Source organism: Arthrobacter sp. ZGTC131 (assembly GCF_002929275.1).
Taxonomy (GTDB): Bacteria; Actinomycetota; Actinomycetes; order Actinomycetales; family Micrococcaceae; genus Arthrobacter.
On sequence record NZ_PJIK01000001.1, the window covers coordinates 36,745 to 53,653 of the forward strand.

Annotated in this window: 17 protein-coding genes; 5 read left to right on the forward strand and 12 right to left on the reverse strand. The window is 66.9% G+C overall.

Annotated features, from left to right (window positions below; translation table 11 throughout):
• Positions 1–22: 22 nt before the first annotated feature.
• Together CXQ90_RS00185 and coaD are read right to left on the reverse strand one after the other, a co-directional pair.
• On the reverse strand, positions 23–547 hold the full coding sequence (locus CXQ90_RS00185) for a DUF177 domain-containing protein (RefSeq protein WP_104136076.1): 525 nt from the start codon (positions 545–547) through the stop codon (positions 23–25).
• Between the two features lie 135 nt (positions 548–682).
• The gene (coaD, locus tag CXQ90_RS00190; RefSeq protein ID WP_104136077.1) at positions 683–1,183 is read right to left on the reverse strand and encodes a pantetheine-phosphate adenylyltransferase; all 501 of its coding nucleotides are present in this window, start codon (positions 1,181–1,183) and stop codon (positions 683–685) included.
• Between the two features lie 93 nt (positions 1,184–1,276).
• Between coaD and CXQ90_RS00195 the strand changes: the two genes are divergently transcribed.
• Together CXQ90_RS00195 and CXQ90_RS00200 are read left to right on the forward strand one after the other, a co-directional pair.
• A complete protein-coding gene (locus tag CXQ90_RS00195) occupies positions 1,277–2,485 on the forward strand; it encodes an aminotransferase class I/II-fold pyridoxal phosphate-dependent enzyme (protein WP_104136078.1) in 1,209 nt (402 codons plus the stop codon).
• 2 nt (positions 2,486–2,487) lie between these two features.
• Positions 2,488–3,273 (forward strand): spermidine synthase, encoded by a 786-nt coding sequence (locus CXQ90_RS00200; protein ID WP_181038379.1) that lies wholly within the window; start codon positions 2,488–2,490, stop codon positions 3,271–3,273.
• A gap of 63 nt (positions 3,274–3,336) precedes the next feature.
• Here CXQ90_RS00200 and rsmD read toward each other — a convergent pair whose 3' ends face one another.
• Genes rsmD through CXQ90_RS00220 form a run of 4 tightly spaced genes read right to left on the reverse strand, consistent with a single transcriptional unit; the run spans position 3,337 to position 8,370 of the window.
• The gene (gene rsmD, locus CXQ90_RS00205) at positions 3,337–3,942 is read right to left on the reverse strand and encodes a 16S rRNA (guanine(966)-N(2))-methyltransferase RsmD (RefSeq protein ID WP_104136080.1); all 606 of its coding nucleotides are present in this window, start codon (positions 3,940–3,942) and stop codon (positions 3,337–3,339) included.
• Positions 3,943–3,987: 45 nt separating this feature from the next.
• Positions 3,988–6,246 (reverse strand): ATP-dependent DNA helicase RecG, encoded by a 2,259-nt coding sequence (locus tag CXQ90_RS00210; protein WP_104136081.1) that lies wholly within the window; start codon positions 6,244–6,246, stop codon positions 3,988–3,990.
• Entirely contained in the window at positions 6,243–7,322 is a 1,080-nt protein-coding gene (locus CXQ90_RS00215) for a DAK2 domain-containing protein (RefSeq protein ID WP_104136083.1), read from the reverse strand. Before CXQ90_RS00215 ends, CXQ90_RS00210 begins: the two co-directional genes overlap by 4 nt.
• Positions 7,323–7,344: 22 nt before the next feature.
• Complete coding sequence (locus CXQ90_RS00220) at positions 7,345–8,370, reverse strand: thiamine-phosphate kinase (RefSeq protein ID WP_104136085.1); 1,026 nt, start codon at positions 8,368–8,370, stop codon at positions 7,345–7,347.
• Between the two features lie 103 nt (positions 8,371–8,473).
• On the opposite strand from CXQ90_RS00220, the gene CXQ90_RS00225 reads away from it, so the two are divergent.
• Positions 8,474–8,977: a DUF3515 family protein gene (locus tag CXQ90_RS00225; protein ID WP_104136086.1), complete on the forward strand. Its 504-nt coding sequence runs from the start codon at positions 8,474–8,476 to the stop codon at positions 8,975–8,977.
• Between the two features lie 47 nt (positions 8,978–9,024).
• On the opposite strand, the gene CXQ90_RS00230 is transcribed toward CXQ90_RS00225, so the two are convergent.
• The 6 genes from CXQ90_RS00230 to leuC form a co-directional block, all read right to left on the reverse strand.
• Positions 9,025–10,185, reverse strand: coding sequence for a D-alanine--D-alanine ligase family protein (locus CXQ90_RS00230; protein WP_104136829.1), 1,161 nt, complete (start codon positions 10,183–10,185; stop codon positions 9,025–9,027).
• 17 nt (positions 10,186–10,202) lie between these two features.
• Positions 10,203–11,255 (reverse strand): NAD(P)H-dependent glycerol-3-phosphate dehydrogenase, encoded by a 1,053-nt coding sequence (locus tag CXQ90_RS00235; protein ID WP_104136088.1) that lies wholly within the window; start codon positions 11,253–11,255, stop codon positions 10,203–10,205.
• Positions 11,252–11,998: a 1-acyl-sn-glycerol-3-phosphate acyltransferase gene (locus CXQ90_RS00240; RefSeq protein WP_104136089.1), complete on the reverse strand. Its 747-nt coding sequence runs from the start codon at positions 11,996–11,998 to the stop codon at positions 11,252–11,254. Before CXQ90_RS00240 ends, CXQ90_RS00235 begins: the two co-directional genes overlap by 4 nt.
• 10 nt (positions 11,999–12,008) lie before the next feature.
• Positions 12,009–13,334, reverse strand: a complete 1,326-nt coding sequence (murA, locus tag CXQ90_RS00245; protein ID WP_104136091.1) for a UDP-N-acetylglucosamine 1-carboxyvinyltransferase — start codon at positions 13,332–13,334, stop codon at positions 12,009–12,011.
• A gap of 192 nt (positions 13,335–13,526) precedes the next feature.
• Positions 13,527–14,129, reverse strand: coding sequence for a 3-isopropylmalate dehydratase small subunit (leuD, locus tag CXQ90_RS00250; protein ID WP_104136092.1), 603 nt, complete (start codon positions 14,127–14,129; stop codon positions 13,527–13,529).
• 9 nt (positions 14,130–14,138) lie between these two features.
• On the reverse strand, positions 14,139–15,596 hold the full coding sequence (leuC, locus tag CXQ90_RS00255; RefSeq protein WP_104136831.1) for a 3-isopropylmalate dehydratase large subunit: 1,458 nt from the start codon (positions 15,594–15,596) through the stop codon (positions 14,139–14,141).
• A gap of 111 nt (positions 15,597–15,707) precedes the next feature.
• Between leuC and CXQ90_RS00260 the strand changes: the two genes are divergently transcribed.
• Positions 15,708–16,427, forward strand: a complete 720-nt coding sequence (locus CXQ90_RS00260; RefSeq protein WP_043420062.1) for an IclR family transcriptional regulator — start codon at positions 15,708–15,710, stop codon at positions 16,425–16,427.
• A 71-nt stretch (positions 16,428–16,498) separates the two neighbouring features.
• Positions 16,499–16,897, forward strand: coding sequence for a nuclear transport factor 2 family protein (locus CXQ90_RS00265; RefSeq protein WP_104136094.1), 399 nt, complete (start codon positions 16,499–16,501; stop codon positions 16,895–16,897).
• Positions 16,898–16,909: the final 12 nt, after the last annotated feature.

Genomic DNA, 16,909 nt, shown 5'->3' on the forward strand with positions numbered 1-16,909 from the left:
TCTCTAGAAAAACACTTACAAATCAATTTTGCCGGTCAGGCTTAGCCAGATCAGCTAGGGCAGCCCAGCGAGGATCTACGACCTCGTGGTGGTGCCCCGGCTCGTCTTCCAGGCGCGCTCCACATTCGGAACACAGACCCTGGCAGTCTTCCCGGCACACCGGCTGGAACGGCAGCATGGTAACAACTGCGTCCCGCAACACCGGCTCAAGATCGATCAGATCGTGCTCGACTCGACGTTGCTCTTCATCGTCTTCCTCGTCGGAAGGCAAGGCGCCTTCGTAGAAGAAAAGTTCTTGCACATTGACCTCAAGGTCATACGCAAGGGGATCCAGGCATCGGCCGCACTCACCGGTTACTTCGGCGATTGCGGTTCCTGATACCAGAATTCCTTCGTGTACGGCCTCAAGCCTCAGGTCGAGCTCGATATCCGAGCCCTTCTGAACGCCAATGAGCGCCACGCCAAGATCTTCCGGCGCGGGTACATGTTCCGTCAGCGTACGCATGCTCCCGGGACTGCGTCCGAGGTCCTTGACATCAAGCACCAAGGGCGAACTTGCATCTCGTTTAATGAGAACTCCTGTTGAACATATGACCGACGTATTATCTTAGCCTGAACTCCTTGGCGGACTCAAACCGGGCGCCGTCCCCCGAAGGCAGAGGCCGGAATGTACCGCACAAGCCTACCCTCTGGACGGCTGGCCCGGCGCAGGCGGGCCAGCGATGAGGCGTTTCAGCACCGACCTCGGCACGTACTCGGACACACTCCCGCCCAGGCCGGCCACTTCCTTGATCAACGTGGAGGACAAATGGAGGTAGTGCGCCTCCGCCGGCAGGAAGACCGTCTCCACGCCGCTGAGTTGGCGGTTCATGGTGGCCATGGGCAGTTCGTAGTCAAAGTCCGACGACGACCGGAGCCCCTTGACGATGGCGGACACACCGCGCTGCCGGCAGTACTCGGCCAGGAGCCCTTCGCCGACCGGCTCCACCACGATGCCGCGGAGTGAGGCGAGCGTCTCCTTGGCCATCTCGATCCGCTCCTCCAGCGGAAAGCGGTACTTCTTGGCGTAGTTCGTTGACACCGCAACGATGACTTCGTCAAAGAGGCTCGCGGCTCTGGCGATGACCTCGAGGTGTCCGTTGTGGATGGGGTCGAAGGAGCCTGGGCATACGGCGCGTCTCATGCTCCGAACCTACCGTATGGGCGGGCCGGGATACCATGACTTGATGCATCAGCCGCACCTGACAGCGGGACTGAACGGACAGGCAGGATAGCAATGACAGAGACACTTCCGGCGCCCTGGCAGCGTGCGGCCATCGGTGCCAACCTCCTGGCGGCCGACGGAACCCTGGGCGTCACGATCTTCGAAGAGATGACCACCCTGGCCGTCCGGACCGGCGCCATCAACCTCGGCCAGGGATTCCCGGACGAAGACGGTCCGGCGGAAATCAAGGCAGCGGCCCAGGCCGCCATCGCCCGGGGTCTGAACCAGTACGCTCCCGGCAAGGGCATCCCGGAACTGCGCCAGGCCATCTCCGCGCACCAGAGCCGGTTCTACGGGCTCGAGCCGGATCCCGACACGGAAATCATCGTCACCACCGGCGCCACCGAAGCGATCGCAGCCTCGCTGATGGCGTTCGTCGGCCCCGGGGACGAAGTCCTGACCTTCGAGCCCTTCTACGACTCGTACGGCGCCATCATCGGACTGTCCGGGGCCACCCACGTCACAGCGCCGCTGCTGGCCCCCGATTTCCTTCCCGATCCCGCAGCCCTCGAGGCGGCCTTCAGTGCCCGCACCAAGGTGGTGCTGCTGAACAATCCGCACAATCCCACCGGTGCCGTGTTTCCCCGGGAAGTCCTCCAGCGCGTCGTCGACCTCGCGCGAAAGCATGACGCGCTCATCATCACCGACGAAGTCTATGAGCACCTCACCTTCGGCGTGAGCCACGTCCCGGTGGCCACCCTGCCGGAAGCGGCGGACCGGACCATCACTATCTCCTCGGCCGGCAAGACGTTCTCGTTCACCGGCTGGAAGGTGGGCTGGCTGAGCGGGCCGCAGCACCTGGTGTCTGCCGTCCGGACTGTGAAGCAGTTCCTCACCTACAGTTCCGGCACTCCCTTCCAGAGTGCGATTGCGACCGGGCTCGCGCTGCCGGATGCCTTTTATGACGGCATCTCCGCCACGCTCGAGAAAAAGCGGGACATCCTCAGCGACGGCCTCCGGGCAGCCGGGCTGGATGTGTTCATCCCGAACGGCACGTACTTCGTCAACGTCGACACCTCGCCGTTGGGGATCCTGGATTCCGTGGAGTTCGCCCGGCGCCTGCCGGCCCTGGTGGGCGTGGCTGCCATCCCCGTTCCCGTCTTCTGCCACCCGGAGGGCGCGGAAAGGACCCGGAGCCTGCTGCGGTTTGCCTTCTGCAAGAGGACCGAGGTCCTTGAGGAAGCGGCTTCCCGGCTGGCGACGCTCCGGGACAGGCTCTGACGGTGACTGAGGGCTCCCCGCCGGCCTCACGGTTCCTGCGGACCACCGGCCAGCATGCAGTCATAGAACCCGACACCTACACCGACGGCGGCTTTGTGCTCAGCATCGGCGGTGCGGAACAGTCTCACGTTGATCTGGCGGATCCCGAAGACATCTTCTACGAGTACCTCCGCCGGATCGGCCACATGGTGGACCTCGCCGCCCCTTGGGGTGAGCCGATCACCGCCCTGCACCTTGGCGCGGGCGCCCTGACCCTGGCCCGGTACATCCAGGCAACCCGCCCGGGATCGCTGCAGTACGCCGTGGAGCTGGAGCGTGAACTGCTGGACTTTGTGCTGGAGCAGCTGCCGCTGCCCGAGGGAACCCGGCTGCAAACGATCATCGGCGACGCCCGCGGCGCGCTGGCCGAGCTGCCCGCGGACCTCCGGTTCGACGTCGTCATCCTCGATATCTTCTCCGGCCCCGAGGCTCCCGAGCACCTCGCCTGCAAGGAGTTCTACGAGGAAGCCTCGGCCCTCCTGACGGAGCGGGGCGTGCTGATCGTGAACGTGGGTGACGAGCCGGGCCTGACGCTGGTCCGCAGCCAGGTGGCGGCCCTGCGGCGGGTCATGACAGACGTCGCTGCCTTCGCCGAAGCCGGCATGTTCACGGGCGGGTTCCCGGGGAACATCATCCTGACCGGCACCCGGAAACCCTGGCCGGCCGAATGGACCGCTGCACTGACGGCACGCGGGCCGCACCCGGCCAAGGTGCTGGCGGGGGTCGAACTGGATCAGCTGTCCGCCTGACGAGGTTCGGGACGGGCCTGAGTCAGGCCCGGCGTTGGGACGGGCTCGAGCGTTAAGTCGGGCTCAGTCCTCCGGCACGGGCCCGACGTCGACCTGCTGCCCGCTGGCCGGTTCGGCGAACCACAGCCGAGTCTCGCCGTACTTCTTCTCCGCAAACCGTTCCAGGCCTTCCGGCCACTCCGGCTCATGTGACCTTGATGACCGCTCCACCACCACCACGGCACCGGCTGCGAGGTGCGGGGCCAGCTTGCCCAGGACCGCGGCGAGCGCGGGCTGGTCCAGGGGGTAGGGCGGGTCCAGGAAGACGACGTCCCACTGGGTTTCTTCAGCCGTCCGGTCCAGGAAGGACTCAACCCGGGAACGATGCACGGTGACGGTTTTCCGCCCCAGGACGCCGTTGATCAGGTCCGCGTTCCGCTGGCAGACAGCGCTGGCTTTGGCATCGAATTCCACGAGGTCGACGGCGGCGGCCCCCCGGCTGGCGCTCTCCACGCCGAGCGACCCGGAACCGGCATAGAGGTCCAGCGCGCGCGAGCCGGCCAGGACGTCGAAGGCATCCAGCCGGGAAAACAGGGCTTCTTTGACCCGGTCGGTCGTAGGACGCGTCATGGACCCGGGCACGCTGACAAGCGGTGTTCCCCCGGCTGCACCGGCCACAATCCGGCTCATGCCGTAACCCGATGTCCGGCGCGGTCCGCCGGGACGTCCATGATGCTAGCCGCGTTCAAGGAACGCCTCCTTCTCGGGGTTCAGGTAGTCGTCGATGGCCTCGGCCAGAGCCGGGTGGTCCAGCAGCGACGGGTCGCCGGCCACAATCTCCTGGGCGTCCTGCCGGGCGCGGGCAATGATGTCCTCGTGTTCCAGGACCCTGAGCAGCTTCAGCGTGGACCGGCCGCCACTCTGCGAGGCGCCGAGGATGTCGCCTTCGCGGCGCAGCTTCAGGTCCTCTTGGGACAGCTCAAAGCCGTCGGTGGTGGCGGCCACGGCATCCAGCCGGCGGCGGCTCGGATGGCCGGGTTCCAGCGTCGTCACCAGCAGGCACGTGCCCGGCAGGCCTCCCCGGCCAACGCGGCCGCGGAGCTGATGGAGCTGCGAAATGCCGAACCGGTCCGCGTCCAGGATGACCATCAGCGTGGCGTTGTGCACGTCCACGCCCACCTCGATCACCGTGGTGGAAACAAGCAGCTTGGTCTTGTTGGCCGTGAACGATGCCATGGTCTCGGATTTCAGCGCAGGATCCTGGCGCCCGTGGAGCGGGGCCAGCGGAATCCCGGTCAGCGACGGTTCCTCACTAAGGTGCTCGACGACGGCGGTCACCGACGCCAGTTCGCGCGCCGGGCCGTCCCCCTCCAGTTCCCCGGGGGCGGGTTCCGCCTCACCGGGACTGAAGTCGCCGTCGTCGTCCGTCCCGATCTTCGGGCACACGACGTACACCTGGTGCCCGGCGTCGATCTCTTCCCGTGACCGCGACCAGATCCGCCCGGCCCAGGCAGGATTCTCCGCGAGGCCCACGACGTGCGTGGTGATGGGAGCCCGGCCGGCCGGCAGTTCGTCCAGCACGGAGGTTTCAAGGTCGCCGAAAACGGTCATGGCCACGGTCCTGGGGATGGGGGTGGCCGTCATGACCAGCAGGTGCGGCGGCTTGCTGGCCTTGGATCGCAGGGCATCGCGCTGCTCCACGCCGAAGCGGTGCTGTTCGTCCACAACAATGAGGCCGAGGTCATAGAAGGACACGTTGTCGCTCAGCAGGGCGTGCGTGCCGATGACTATCCCGGCAGTGCCAGACGCGGCATCCAGCAGTGCCTGCTTGCGTGCCGTCGTCGGCATGGACCCGGTGAGCAGGCTGACCTGGACGCTGTGGTCGCCGGCGCCGCCCAGCAGTCCGTCCCGGGCGAGCGTGCCGAGCGTCCGCCGGATGGAGTCGAAATGCTGCGCGGCCAGAACTTCCGTGGGTGCCAGGAGGGCGGCCTGTCCCCCGGCGTCGACAACCTGCAGCATGGCGCGGAGCGCCACGATGGTCTTGCCCGAGCCCACCTCGCCCTGGAGCAGCCGGTTCATGGGTCCGTCCTGGGACAGTTCGCCGGAAAGCGTCTTGCCCACGGCGGCCTGCCCCGCGGTCAGCGTGAACGGCAGCTGGCGGTCGAAGGCCGCCAGGAGTCCGTCGGGCACCGGACGCCGGGCCGTTGCTTCCTCCGAGGCCAGCTGGGCGCGGCGGCGCGCCAAGGCGGACTGCAGGACCAGCGCCTCCTGGTAGCGGAACCGGTCCCTGGCCTTGCGCCAGTCCTCGGGCGTTTGCGGCGCGTGGATCAGGCGGTAGGCCTGCGGCATCGGCAGGAACTTCTCGCGGGCTGAAATGGCCGCGGGCAGCGGATCCTGCAGGGCGTCCAGGTCCACGGTGTCCAGCAGGGTGGAGATGACCTTCTGGATGGACCAGCTGGTGAGTTTGGCGGTTGCCGGATACACGGGGATGGGCATGGCCGCGAGCTTTTCCGGATCCATGCCGGGGGTGTCCGGGTCCTCGTCCAGCAGCAGGAAATCGGGGTTGGTCAGGCCGAGCGATCCCGCGAAACGGGTGACCTTTCCGGAAAACATGGCCCGGCGTCCGGGCTGGAGCTCAGCCTTGGCCCGGAATCCGTTGAAGAAGCTGATCTTGAGCGTTCCCGGCAGGGCCGAGCCCTGCTGCCTCGGACCGCCGGAGTGCGCCCCGGCGTCGTCGGAAATCACGACGTCGGTGATGGAGCCCCGCCGGGCGCGCATCTGGCGTGTGCTGTTCGAGAGGACGCGGGCAATGAGCGTCACTTCCTCGTCCAGCGGGACCTCGCTGATGGGCGTGAGCTCGCCCCGGCTGAGGTATCGGCGCGGAAAGTAGTTGAGCAGGCCGCCAACCGTGGTGATGCCCAGATGTTTTTCGACGACGGCCGCGGAACGCTTGCCGATCCTGCGCTCCAGGCCGAGTTCCAGCTCGGTGTTCATCGTCCGTCGTGGCTCCCGGCCTCGGCTTCCACCGGATTGGGGTCCCGCGGAATCGCCAGTTCGCTGACGGACACCTCTGCAGGCTCTCCGAGTGAACTGATGGTCTCCAGCGCCGGGCCCGAATCCATGACGTGGACGTGGACCCGCCAGCGGTACCGGCCGTCCGAGTCCGGGGAGGGGCCCACCTGGCTCATGATCACGGAATCACCAAGTTCATCCAGGCGCTGCCTGAGCATGGCGGCGTCCAGCGGCGACAGGCTGATGGTGCACATGACCTCCACGCCGTCGTCGTCCGGCATGTCGGTGTGGATATGCGGATCCTGCAGATCGTAGCCGTGCAGGCCGTCCAAGAGTTCGCTCTGGAGCTCCACCCCCAGCACCGCCGACCGCAGGCAGTCAAGGATCAGGAGCATGCCCACGCCGCCGGCGTCCACGACGTGTGCCGCCTGCAGCGCATCCAGCTGCCCTTCGGTGCGGATCACCGCCTCAAGCGCTGCTTCGACCGCGGCGTCCAAGGCCAGGCCCAGCGCATAGTTGCTGTCATTGCCGTTCTGGCCGGCGTCGACGGCGGCGGCAGCCCGTGCGGCCGCCTCCATGACCGAGAGCATGGTGCCGGGAACGGGATCGCTGAGCGCCGACCATGCCCGGATCTGTGCCCGGTTGAGCGCGGCGGCGAGCGAGTTTGCCGTAAGCCTGGTGTGCCCGGCCAACGGTTCGGCGGCCGCACACAGGAACACGGAGAACAGCGTCCCCGAGTTTCCCCTGGCCTGCTCCATGGCCGCCTCTCCGGCCTTGGCCAGGACGGCACCGACATCATTCTGTGCGGGGTCAGGGGCCTGGCGAGGGCCGGGCGTCCGGGCGGGGACAGGGACCTGCGCGGGGGTCGGCGTACGGGCGGGGGCCTGGACCTGCGCGGGGGTCGGCGCGGCGTCCTGGAGCGAACGTGCGGCCGCCCTCACCGTGAGGTAGAGGTTGGTGCCGGTGTCGCCGTCAGCAACCGGGAAGATGTTAATCGCATTAAGGCGGTCGCTGTGGTTGCCCAGGGCGGTCTCGGCCTTGCCCAACCACCGCTTCATCGCTTGCGCGTTCGCGGCAATCTTAATCTGCAAAGTGATCCCATCCCACGGAGTCAGCGGGCCGGCCCGCGATTGTCACGCCTGCCGTTTCATCTGCACCGCAGGCCTGTACTGAGCCTATCCCAGCGAAGCCCGGGGGCAGCTGTATGCCGGCGGGGAAAGTGGCGAGCAGGCCGTGGTCCTCGCCGCCGCCCAGGACCCATTCCAGCGGGTCCGCGTTCAGGATTCCGGCTGCCGGCTGCAGGGGTGCGGCCAGCAGCTTCAGCGCCCGTGGGTCAAGGTCCAGCACGACATTGCTGGCCAAGGCGAGCCGCGTGCCGTCCCGCACCAGCCCGTCCGAGATGTCCATCATGGCAGTGGCGCCGGATGTCCGGGCGAGCGGGCCGGCATCCAGCGGCGGCTCGGGACGGCACTGAAGGTCCAGGAGGGAGCGCAGTTCCGGGGTCAGGGAACCCACCGGATGCTCCGACTCCAGCAGGGCCAGGCCAGCCGCGGCCGCGCCCGCCCGCCCTGCGATGGCCAAGACGTCTCCGGCCCGTGCTCCGGACCTCAGCACCGGCTGTCCGCCGCTGAGCGTCCCGAGGACGGCAACGGTGACGGAAAGTTCGCGGCCGCGGCCAAGATCGCCGCCCGCCACGGAGCACGCCCCCGCCCCGAGCTTGCCCATGGCGGCGGCGAGTCCGTCCGCGAGGTCCTCGAACCACTCCACGGGGGTCTCGGCCGGCATGGTGAGGCTGACCACCATCGAGGTTGCGGACGCGCCCATAGCGTTGATGTCGCTGAGGTTCTGGGCTGCCGCCTTCCAGCCCACGTCATAGCCGGTGGTGCGGTAACCGTTGTTCCACTGCAGCCGGAAATCCTGGTCCTGCACCTGGGTGTCGATGCTGATGACTGTCCGGCCGTCAGGGACGGCAACGATGGCGGCGTCATCACCGGGCCCCAGCAGCACAGCGGCGCTGTGCAGGGCGCTCAGTTCCAGGCGCGGGAAGATCCGGGCCAGAAGCTCGGCTTCGGACAGTTCGGCGACGGTCAGTGGTGTTTGTGGCACGCCACTACGCTACCGCCACGGACCGACATTGTTTCCCTGATGGCATTCCGGCCGGCTTTTCCGCACGTCAGGACGCCCGCCGACGGGGCGATAGGCTTAATGTATGCACCGCCTCCGCACCCCCAACCCCGTCCGACGGCTTAAGATTGCGGCCGCTGTGGCCGTCACGGGACTGGCGCTGGGCGGCTGCTCCCCCGCCGTCGACGTTCCCCCTGCCGCGGACGCGGCGAATCCCGCCTGCGCCCCCATGATGGTGGCGCTGCCCGACGCCATTGGCGATGCAGGCCTCCGCAAGACGAACAGCCAGGCAACCGCCGCCTGGGGCGATCCTTCGCGCGTGATCCTGCGATGCGGCGTCAACGTTCCCGGGCCCACGACGGACCGGTGCGTCAGTGTCAACGATGTGGACTGGGTCATCAAAGAGGGAAACCCGGTGTGGACGCTGACCACCTTCGGCCGGGAGCCCGCCACCGAGATCCTGATGGATCCGAACAAGATCAGCTCCGCCACGGTGCTGGCCGACCTTTCCGCTGCGGCAGCCAAGATCAAGGCAAGCCGTAACTGCGTCGGCCAGGAGGATCTCCAGAACCTGCCGTCGAGCAAGTAGGGCTCGACCGCCTCGACCGGTGAACCGGGCTCGGCCAGCGGTAACTCCTAGCGGAGGCCGGTCTTGCGGTTCAGGGCCAGGTGGATCAGTTCGTCGATCAGTTCCGCGTAGCTCAGCCCTGAGGCCGCCCACATCTGCGGATACATGCTTTTCGGCGTGAACCCGGGCATCGTGTTGATTTCGTTGATGATGAGTGCGCCGTCGGCCGTGTAGAAGAAGTCCACCCGGCTCAGCCCCTCGGCCCCGACGGCGTCGAACGCCACCGCGGCGAGCTCGCGGACCCTGGCAATCGCCTCGTCCGGCATGTCCGCGGGGCAGCTGAGCGCGGCCGCGTCATCCACGTACTTGGCATTGAAATCGTAGAATTCGTGCTCGCCGCCGGCAACGGAGATCTCACCCGGCAGCGACGTCCGCGGCGCGTCCGAGCCGCGGCCTTCCAGCACCGCGCACTCGATCTCCCGGCCCACGATGCCGGCCTCGATGACCAGCTTCGGATCGTGCTCCCTGGCAGCCTCGATCGCGGCGTCAAGGTCCTCGAGGGAGTCCAATTTGGAGATGCCCATGGACGATCCCGCACGCGCAGGCTTGACGAACACCGGGAACCCGAGCAGATCAACGCGCTTGCGCACAGACTCGGGATCGTTGCGCCACTGCCGGTCCGTAACCGCAATGTACGGGCCCACCCGCAGTCCAGCGGCCTCGAAGACCACCTTCATGAAGTGCTTGTCCATGCCCACGGCCGATGCCAGGACTCCGGCGCCCACGTAGCGGGTATCGGACAGTTCCAGGAGGCCCTGGATGGTCCCGTCCTCGCCGAACGGGCCGTGCAGCAGCGGGAAGACAACGTCAACGGTGCCCAGTTCCTGCGGCACCTCGTTGGGGGACGCCACAATCAGCTGGTGTTCCCCGCCGATTTCCGCCAAGGTCACCGTCTGGGGCGACGGCGCAACTTCAGGCAACAAGGATGAGGACAGCGACCACTGCCCGGTGTCCCCTGCCGCGAGGACCCACTGGCCGGACTTGGCGATTCCGATGGGGATCACATCGTATTTTTCCCGGTCAATGGCGCCCAGCACGCCGGCCGCGGTGACGCAGCTGACCGCGTGCTCGCTCGAGCGCCCGCCGAAGAGGACGGCGACTCGGGGCTTGCCTTGGGTTGGTTTGCCCTGGGTCGTCTTGCTCTGGGTTGACTCGTCCGCTGCGGTCAAGTTTTCTTCCGACACTGTCAGTAATCGCCTTCGGATTTAAGTTCCCGGGCCAGCAGCAGCGGCCCCAGTTGGTCAACGGACAATTTTCCGGCCAGCACGGCGACGACGGCCGCCGTGATGGGCATGTCGACGCCGAGCTTACCGGCAAGTTCGTGAACTGCCTGCCCCGACTTGATGCCCTCGGCCGTCTGGGTCATTTTTTCGGCCACCTCGTCAAGGGTGAGGCCCTGGCCAAGCAGGCGGCCGGCGGTGTGGTTCCGGGACAGCGGCGACGAGCACGTTGCCACGAGGTCCCCCAGCCCGGCGAGGCCAGCCATGGTCTGGGCCGAGCCGCCGAGGGCGAGGGCCAGGCGCGAAGTCTCGGCGAGTCCCCTGGTGATTACGGATGCCTTGGTGTTGTCGCCCATCTGCTTTCCCTCGCAGATTCCAACCGCCAGGGCAATGACGTTCTTGACGATCCCGCCGATCTCAACGCCCACGATGTCGGTGGTGGTGTAGGGGCGGAAATACGGCGCTGTGCAGCTTCTGGCAACCCAGCCTGCCACAGCAGAGTCGGGACAGGCCACCACAGAGGCGGTTGGCTCTTCGCGGGCGATTTCCATGGCCAGGTTGGGCCCGGACACCACGGCGATGCGGCTGGCGGGGATGTCCAGTTCCTCGGAGATCACCTCGCTCATGCGGGCGTCGGTGCTGAGTTCGAGGCCCTTCATGAGGGACACCACCAGGGCGTCGGGCTCCAGCAGGGTCTTCCATTCACGCAGCTGCAGGCGCAGCGACTGCGCCGGAACTGCGAGGACCACGAGTTCAGCCCCGGCCATCACCTCGGCCACGTCGGTGGACGCGGTGATGCTCGGCGGAAGTTTGACGTCGGCCAAGTACTGGGGGTTGCGGTGGTTCAGGTTGATGTGCTCCACGACTTCGGGCCGCCGGCCCCAGAGCCTGATGCGGCGTTCGACGCCCGAGGCCGTGGCGGCGTCGGCGAGGATCTTGGCGAACGTGGTCCCCCAAGAACCGGCGCCGAGCACCGCCACGGACACCGCAGAGCCGGTCCGGCCCTGCACTGGCGTCATTTTCCGCCCCGCTCAACGTCGCGGCCGTGCTTCTTCTGGTTATGCGCAGCCGGGTCCCAGCGCTGGGCCGGCGGCTGCTCGCCGCGGAGTTCGGCCAGCAGGGCGGTGACGGCGTCCATGATCACCTCGGTGGCCTCCGTGAGGGTGGCCTTGTCCCGGGGACGGCCCTCGAAGCGGGACAGATCCACGGGATCGCCGATCAGCATTCGGGAGGTTTTCCTCGGAAACAGATGGAACCTCTTGGCGTACCGCGGGAAGACCTCGTGGGCTCCCCAATGCGCCATGGGCACCACAGGGATGCCGCCTTCCAGCGCCAGCCGGGCCGCCCCGGTGTGTCCCTTCATGGGCCAGAGATCCGGATCCCGCGTCAGGGTGCCCTCCGGGTAGATGACAATGGCGCCGCCCTCGGCCACGATCTCCTGGGCGAGCTGCAGCGAGCGGTTCGCACCCGCCGTCGAGCGTTCCACCGGAATCTGCTTGACGGCGTGGAGCAGGCTGCCCAGCACGGGCACCTTGAACAGGCCGGCCTTCGCCAGGAAGTGCGGGGCGCGCTTCTGGTTGTACAGCATGTGTCCCACCACCAGGGGATCAATCTCCGTGCAGTGGTTGGGCGCTGCGATGAACCCGCCGGCGGGAAGCTTTTCGGTGCCTTCCCACTTCTTGTTCATCATCAGGGTCAGCAGGGGCCGGGCAATCCCGGCAATCATCAGGAACGTGATATGGCTTTTCGCCGATTCCTTCACAGGGGCACCGCTACTTCGCCGACGAGATGTCGAAGTCGGCGCCGAGCCCTGCGAGCTTTTCGGTGAACCGCTCATAGCCGCGGTTGATGATGTCGATCCCCGTCACCCGCGACGTGCCGGTGGCCGCCAGGGCGGCAATGAGGTGGCTGAAGCCGCCGCGCAGGTCCGGAACATCAATGTCTGTCCCCTTGAGCTGCGTCGGGCCGGAAATGACCGCCGAGTGCAGGAAGTTCCGCTGCCCGAAGCGGCACGGCACGCTGCCGAGGCACTCGCGGTGGACCTGGATGCTGGCGCCCATGCGGATGAGGGCGTCCGTGAAGCCGAAGCGGTTCTCGTAGACCGTTTCGTGAACGATCGAAACGCCCTCGGCCTGCGTCAGGGCGACCACCAGCGGCTGCTGCCAGTCGGTCATGAATCCGGGGTGGACATCCGTTTCCAGCACCAGCGGGGAAAGCTTGCCGCCACGGTGGTAGAACCGGATGCCGTCGTCGCCGATGTCCATGCCGCCACCCACCTTGCGGAAGGTGTTCAGGAAGGTCATCATGTCCCGCTGGGAAGCGCCTTCGACGAAGATGTCACCGCGGGTCACCAGGGCAGCAGATGCCCACGACGCCGACTCGTTGCGGTCCGAGAGCGCCCGGTGGTTGTAGCCGCCGAGGTCGCGGACGCCCTCGATGCGGATGGTGCGGTCCGTCTGGACGCTGATGATGGCGCCCATTTTCTGCAGCACGGCGATGAGGTCGACGATCTCGGGCTCGGTGGCCGCTCCCGAGAGCTCCGTGATGCCCTCCGCGCGTGTTGCGCTGAGCAGGACCTGTTCCGTGGCACCCACAGACGGGTACGGGAGGGAGATTTTCGCACCGTGCAGTCCGCGGGGGGCCGAGATGTGGATCCCGCCCGGCCGCTTTTCCACGACGGCGCCGAACTGGCGCAGCACGTTCAGGTGGTAATCGATGGGACGGTCGCCGATTTTGCAGCCGCCGAGATCCGGAATGAAGGCTTCACCGATGGCGTGGATCAGGGGTCCGCACAGCAGGATCGGGATGCGCGAGTCACCGGCGTGGGCATCAATCGCCGTGCTCGGCGCCGTCTTGGCATCCTTCGGGTCCAAGGTGAGATCACCGGTCACGGGATCCTTCACTACGGTGACGCCGTGGAGCTGAAGGAGGCTGGTGACAACCTCGACGTCCTTGATTTCCGGAACGTTCCGGAGCACAGAGGGCTCGTTGCCCAGCAGCGCGGCCACCATGGCCTTGGGCACCAAGTTCTTGGCGCCGCGGACGCTGACACGGCCAGTTAGCGGGACGCCTCCGCGGATTGTCAGAACACTACTCATTTACCGGTTTCCTCACGACTACTCGCCCCCAAATCCTTACAAAGGCTCCAGCTAAGCATATGAGCTTGCGTTACCGAACCGAAATACGGGACGCACCGGGCGCGGCCTGGCGGGGGGCCGGCGCGGATTCCGGTGCAGCAAAAAGGCCCGCCGCGGGTAGCTGCGGCGGGCCCCTGGACGGAATTCCGGCGGTCAGGACAGCCGGGCCGGCAGCGTTTTGGGCTTGAACGACGGCCGGGTGGCTTCATAGGCGGTGATGTCTTCCTCGTGCTGGAGGGTCAGGCCGATGTCATCGAGGCCCTCGAGCAGGCGCCAGCGGGTGTAGTCGTCGATCTCAAACGGCGCAACCACGTTGCCGCAGACCACGGTCTTGGACACCAGGTCAACCGTCACCTCGGTGCCGGGCGCGTTTTCCAGCGCCTTCCAGATGAGCTCGATGTCGTCCTGGGCCAGCTCGGCCGCCAGGAGCCCCTGCTTGCCCGAATTGCCGCGGAAGATGTCCGCGAAACGGGACGAGAGCACGGTCTTGAAGCCGTAGTCCTTGAGCGCCCAGACGGCGTGCTCCCGCGAGGAGCCCGTGCCGAAGTCCGGCCCGGCCACCAGGACGGAACCGGCGTTGAACGGTGCCTGGTTCAGGATGAAGGAAGGGTCCTTCCGCCAGGCCGAGAACAGGGCGTCCTCGAAGCCGGTGCGCGTGATCCGCTTGAGGTACACGGCGGGGATGATCTGGTCGGTGTCGACGTTGCTCTGGCGCAGCGGGACGCCGATTCCGGTGTGCGTGGTGAACTTTTCCATGGCGTCTTCCTAGGCTGCGTCGGTCGTCTGGAGGGCTGCGGATTCCGGGGCCGGTTCTAGGTCCGCCGGCGAGCTCAGCGTTCCGCGCACGGCCGTTGCGGCTGCCACCACCGGCGACACCAGGTGGGTGCGCCCGCCCTTGCCCTGGCGCCCTTCGAAGTTCCGGTTCGACGTGGAGGCGCAGCGCTCCCCCGGCTCCAGCTGGTCCGGGTTCATGCCCAGGCACATGGAGCATCCGGCGAACCGCCATTCGGCGCCGAAGTCCTTGAACACGCGGTCCAGGCCCTCGGCTTCTGCTTCGAGGCGGACGCGGGCCGATCCCGGCACCACCAGCATGCGGACCTTGGGGTCCTTCTGCCGGCCGCGGATGATATCCGCAGCAGCGCGCAGGTCCTCGATGCGGGAGTTGGTGCAGGAGCCCAGGAAGACGGTGTCCACCCGGATGTCCTTCATGCGCGTTCCGGCTTCGAGGCCCATGTACTGCAGGGCGCGCTCGGCTGCGGCCTTGGCGTTCTCGTCGCCGAAGTCGTTGGGCGAGGGCACCTTGTCGGAGAGCGAAACGCCCTGGCCCGGGTTGGTGCCCCATGTGACGAACGGCTCCAGCGTGTTGGCGTCGAGGTCCACCTGGGCATCAAAGACGGCGTCGTCGTCGCTGCGGAGGGTGTTCCAGTACTCGACGGCGGCATCCCACTCGGCACCCTCCGGCGCATGCGGACGGCCCTGCATGTACGCATAGGTCGTCTCGTCCGGCGCCACGAGGCCCGCGCGGGCACCTGCCTCGATGGACATGTTGCAGATGGTCATCCGGGCTTCCATCGACAGGGCGCGGATGGCCGAACCGCGGTACTCCAGGACATAGCCCTGGCCCCCGCCGGTGCCGATCTTGGCGATGACGGCGAGGATGATGTCCTTGGCAGTAACGCCGGGGCGGAGCGTGCCTTCGACGTTGATGGCCATGGTCTTGAACGGCTTCAGGGACAGCGTCTGGGTGGCCATGACGTGCTCCACCTCGGACGTGCCGATGCCCATGGCCAGCGCGCCGAAAGCGCCGTGCGTGGAGGTGTGTGAATCGCCGCAGACCACGGTCATCCCCGGCTGGGTGAGCCCGAGCTGCGGGCCCACTACGTGCACGATGCCCTGTTCTGCGTCGCCCAGCGAGTGCAGGCGTGCCCCGAACTCCTGGCAGTTGTTGCGCAGCGTCTGGATCTGCGTGCGGCTGGTCAGATCGGCGATAGGCTTGTCGATGTCCAGCGTGGGAGTGTTGTGGTCCTCGGTGGCAATGGTCAGGTCCGGGCGGCGCAGCTTGCGGCCGGCCAGGCGGAGTCCTTCGAAGGCCTGCGGCGACGTTACCTCGTGGACGAGGTGGAGGTCGATGTAGAGAAGGTCCGGCTGGGCGTTGGCGCCGTCGCCGTCGCCTTTGCGCACCACGTGCGCGTCCCAGACTTTCTCGGCCAATGTGTTCGCCATGGCCATCTCCCTTCACTGCTGTTGACTGTTACTTCCACTGAAACAGCACAGCCGTGTAATAAGCCAGCCAAATGATTTGCATCTCAGATATTGAGACGGCAATATCATTACATGGACAATTCTAGTGGCGTCGGTGTCATTGATAAAGCAGCCCAGGTGCTGGACGCACTCGAGGCCGGGCCCACCACCTTGGCGCAGCTCGTGGCCGCCACCGGACTGGCGCGGCCCACCGTGCACAGGCTTGCCCTCGCCCTTGTTCACCACCGCCTCGTGAGCCGTGACATCCAGGGCAGGTTTGTCCTGGGCAGCCGGCTAGTCGAACTCGCGTCCGCCGCAGGCGAGGACAGGCTCATCGCCTCGGCCGGGCCCGTGCTCATGCAGCTCCGGGACGCCACCGGTGAAAGCGCCCAGATCTTCCGCCGCCAAGGCGACTGGCGGGTCTGCGTCGCCTCGGCGGAACGGCCCATCGGACTCCGCGACACCATCCCCGTGGGCACGCAGCTGTCCATGAAGGCCGGTTCCGCCGCGCAGGTCCTGCTCGCGTGGGAAGACCACGACCGCCTGCTGGAGGGGCTGCAGTCCGCGCGCTTCACGCCCACCGTGCTGGCCGGAGTACGACGGCGGGGCTGGGGCCAGAGCCTCGGCGAACGTGAGCCGGGGGTCGCCTCAGTTTCTGCACCCGTGCGGGGACCGTCCGGCAGGGTGATTGCCGCAGTGTCGATTTCGGGGCCCATTGAGCGCCTCACCCGGCAGCCCGGCCGGTTGCACGCAGAAGTTGTGTGCAACGCGGCCCGCGTCCTCACGGAAGCACTCCGCAAGAACAACGACTGAAGCTTCAGGGATCAGCCTGGCGGCTCAACCGGAGAGGTTGGATGAAAGGCCTGCCGGGAGCATACTGAGGCATGACCGACCGCGAAGACTTCCTCGCCTGGGTCGAGTCCGCTCTTTACCAAGCGGAACTAGCCCTTCACAACGGCGATTCGGCCCCGCGCCGGGCTCTGTGGTCACGTAACGAGCCCGTAAGCATCCTGGGTGCGTGGCGCAATGCCTATGGCCAGCATGAACTGGACGAAGTCTTCGTTGGCCTCGAGAAGACTTTCTCGGACTGCACGTCGTACGCGTTCGAATTGCAGGCGTACGACGTCGTGGATGACATGGCCTATACCGCTGGCCTTGAGCACACCTCCGCCTCCGTCAACGGTGAGCCGCGAAGTTATACCCTGCGGGCCACTCAGGTGTATCGCCGCGAAGGCGGCGAATGGAAGGTTGCCCATCGGCATGCCGACACCGTCACCGAGTGACGGTGCTCACGG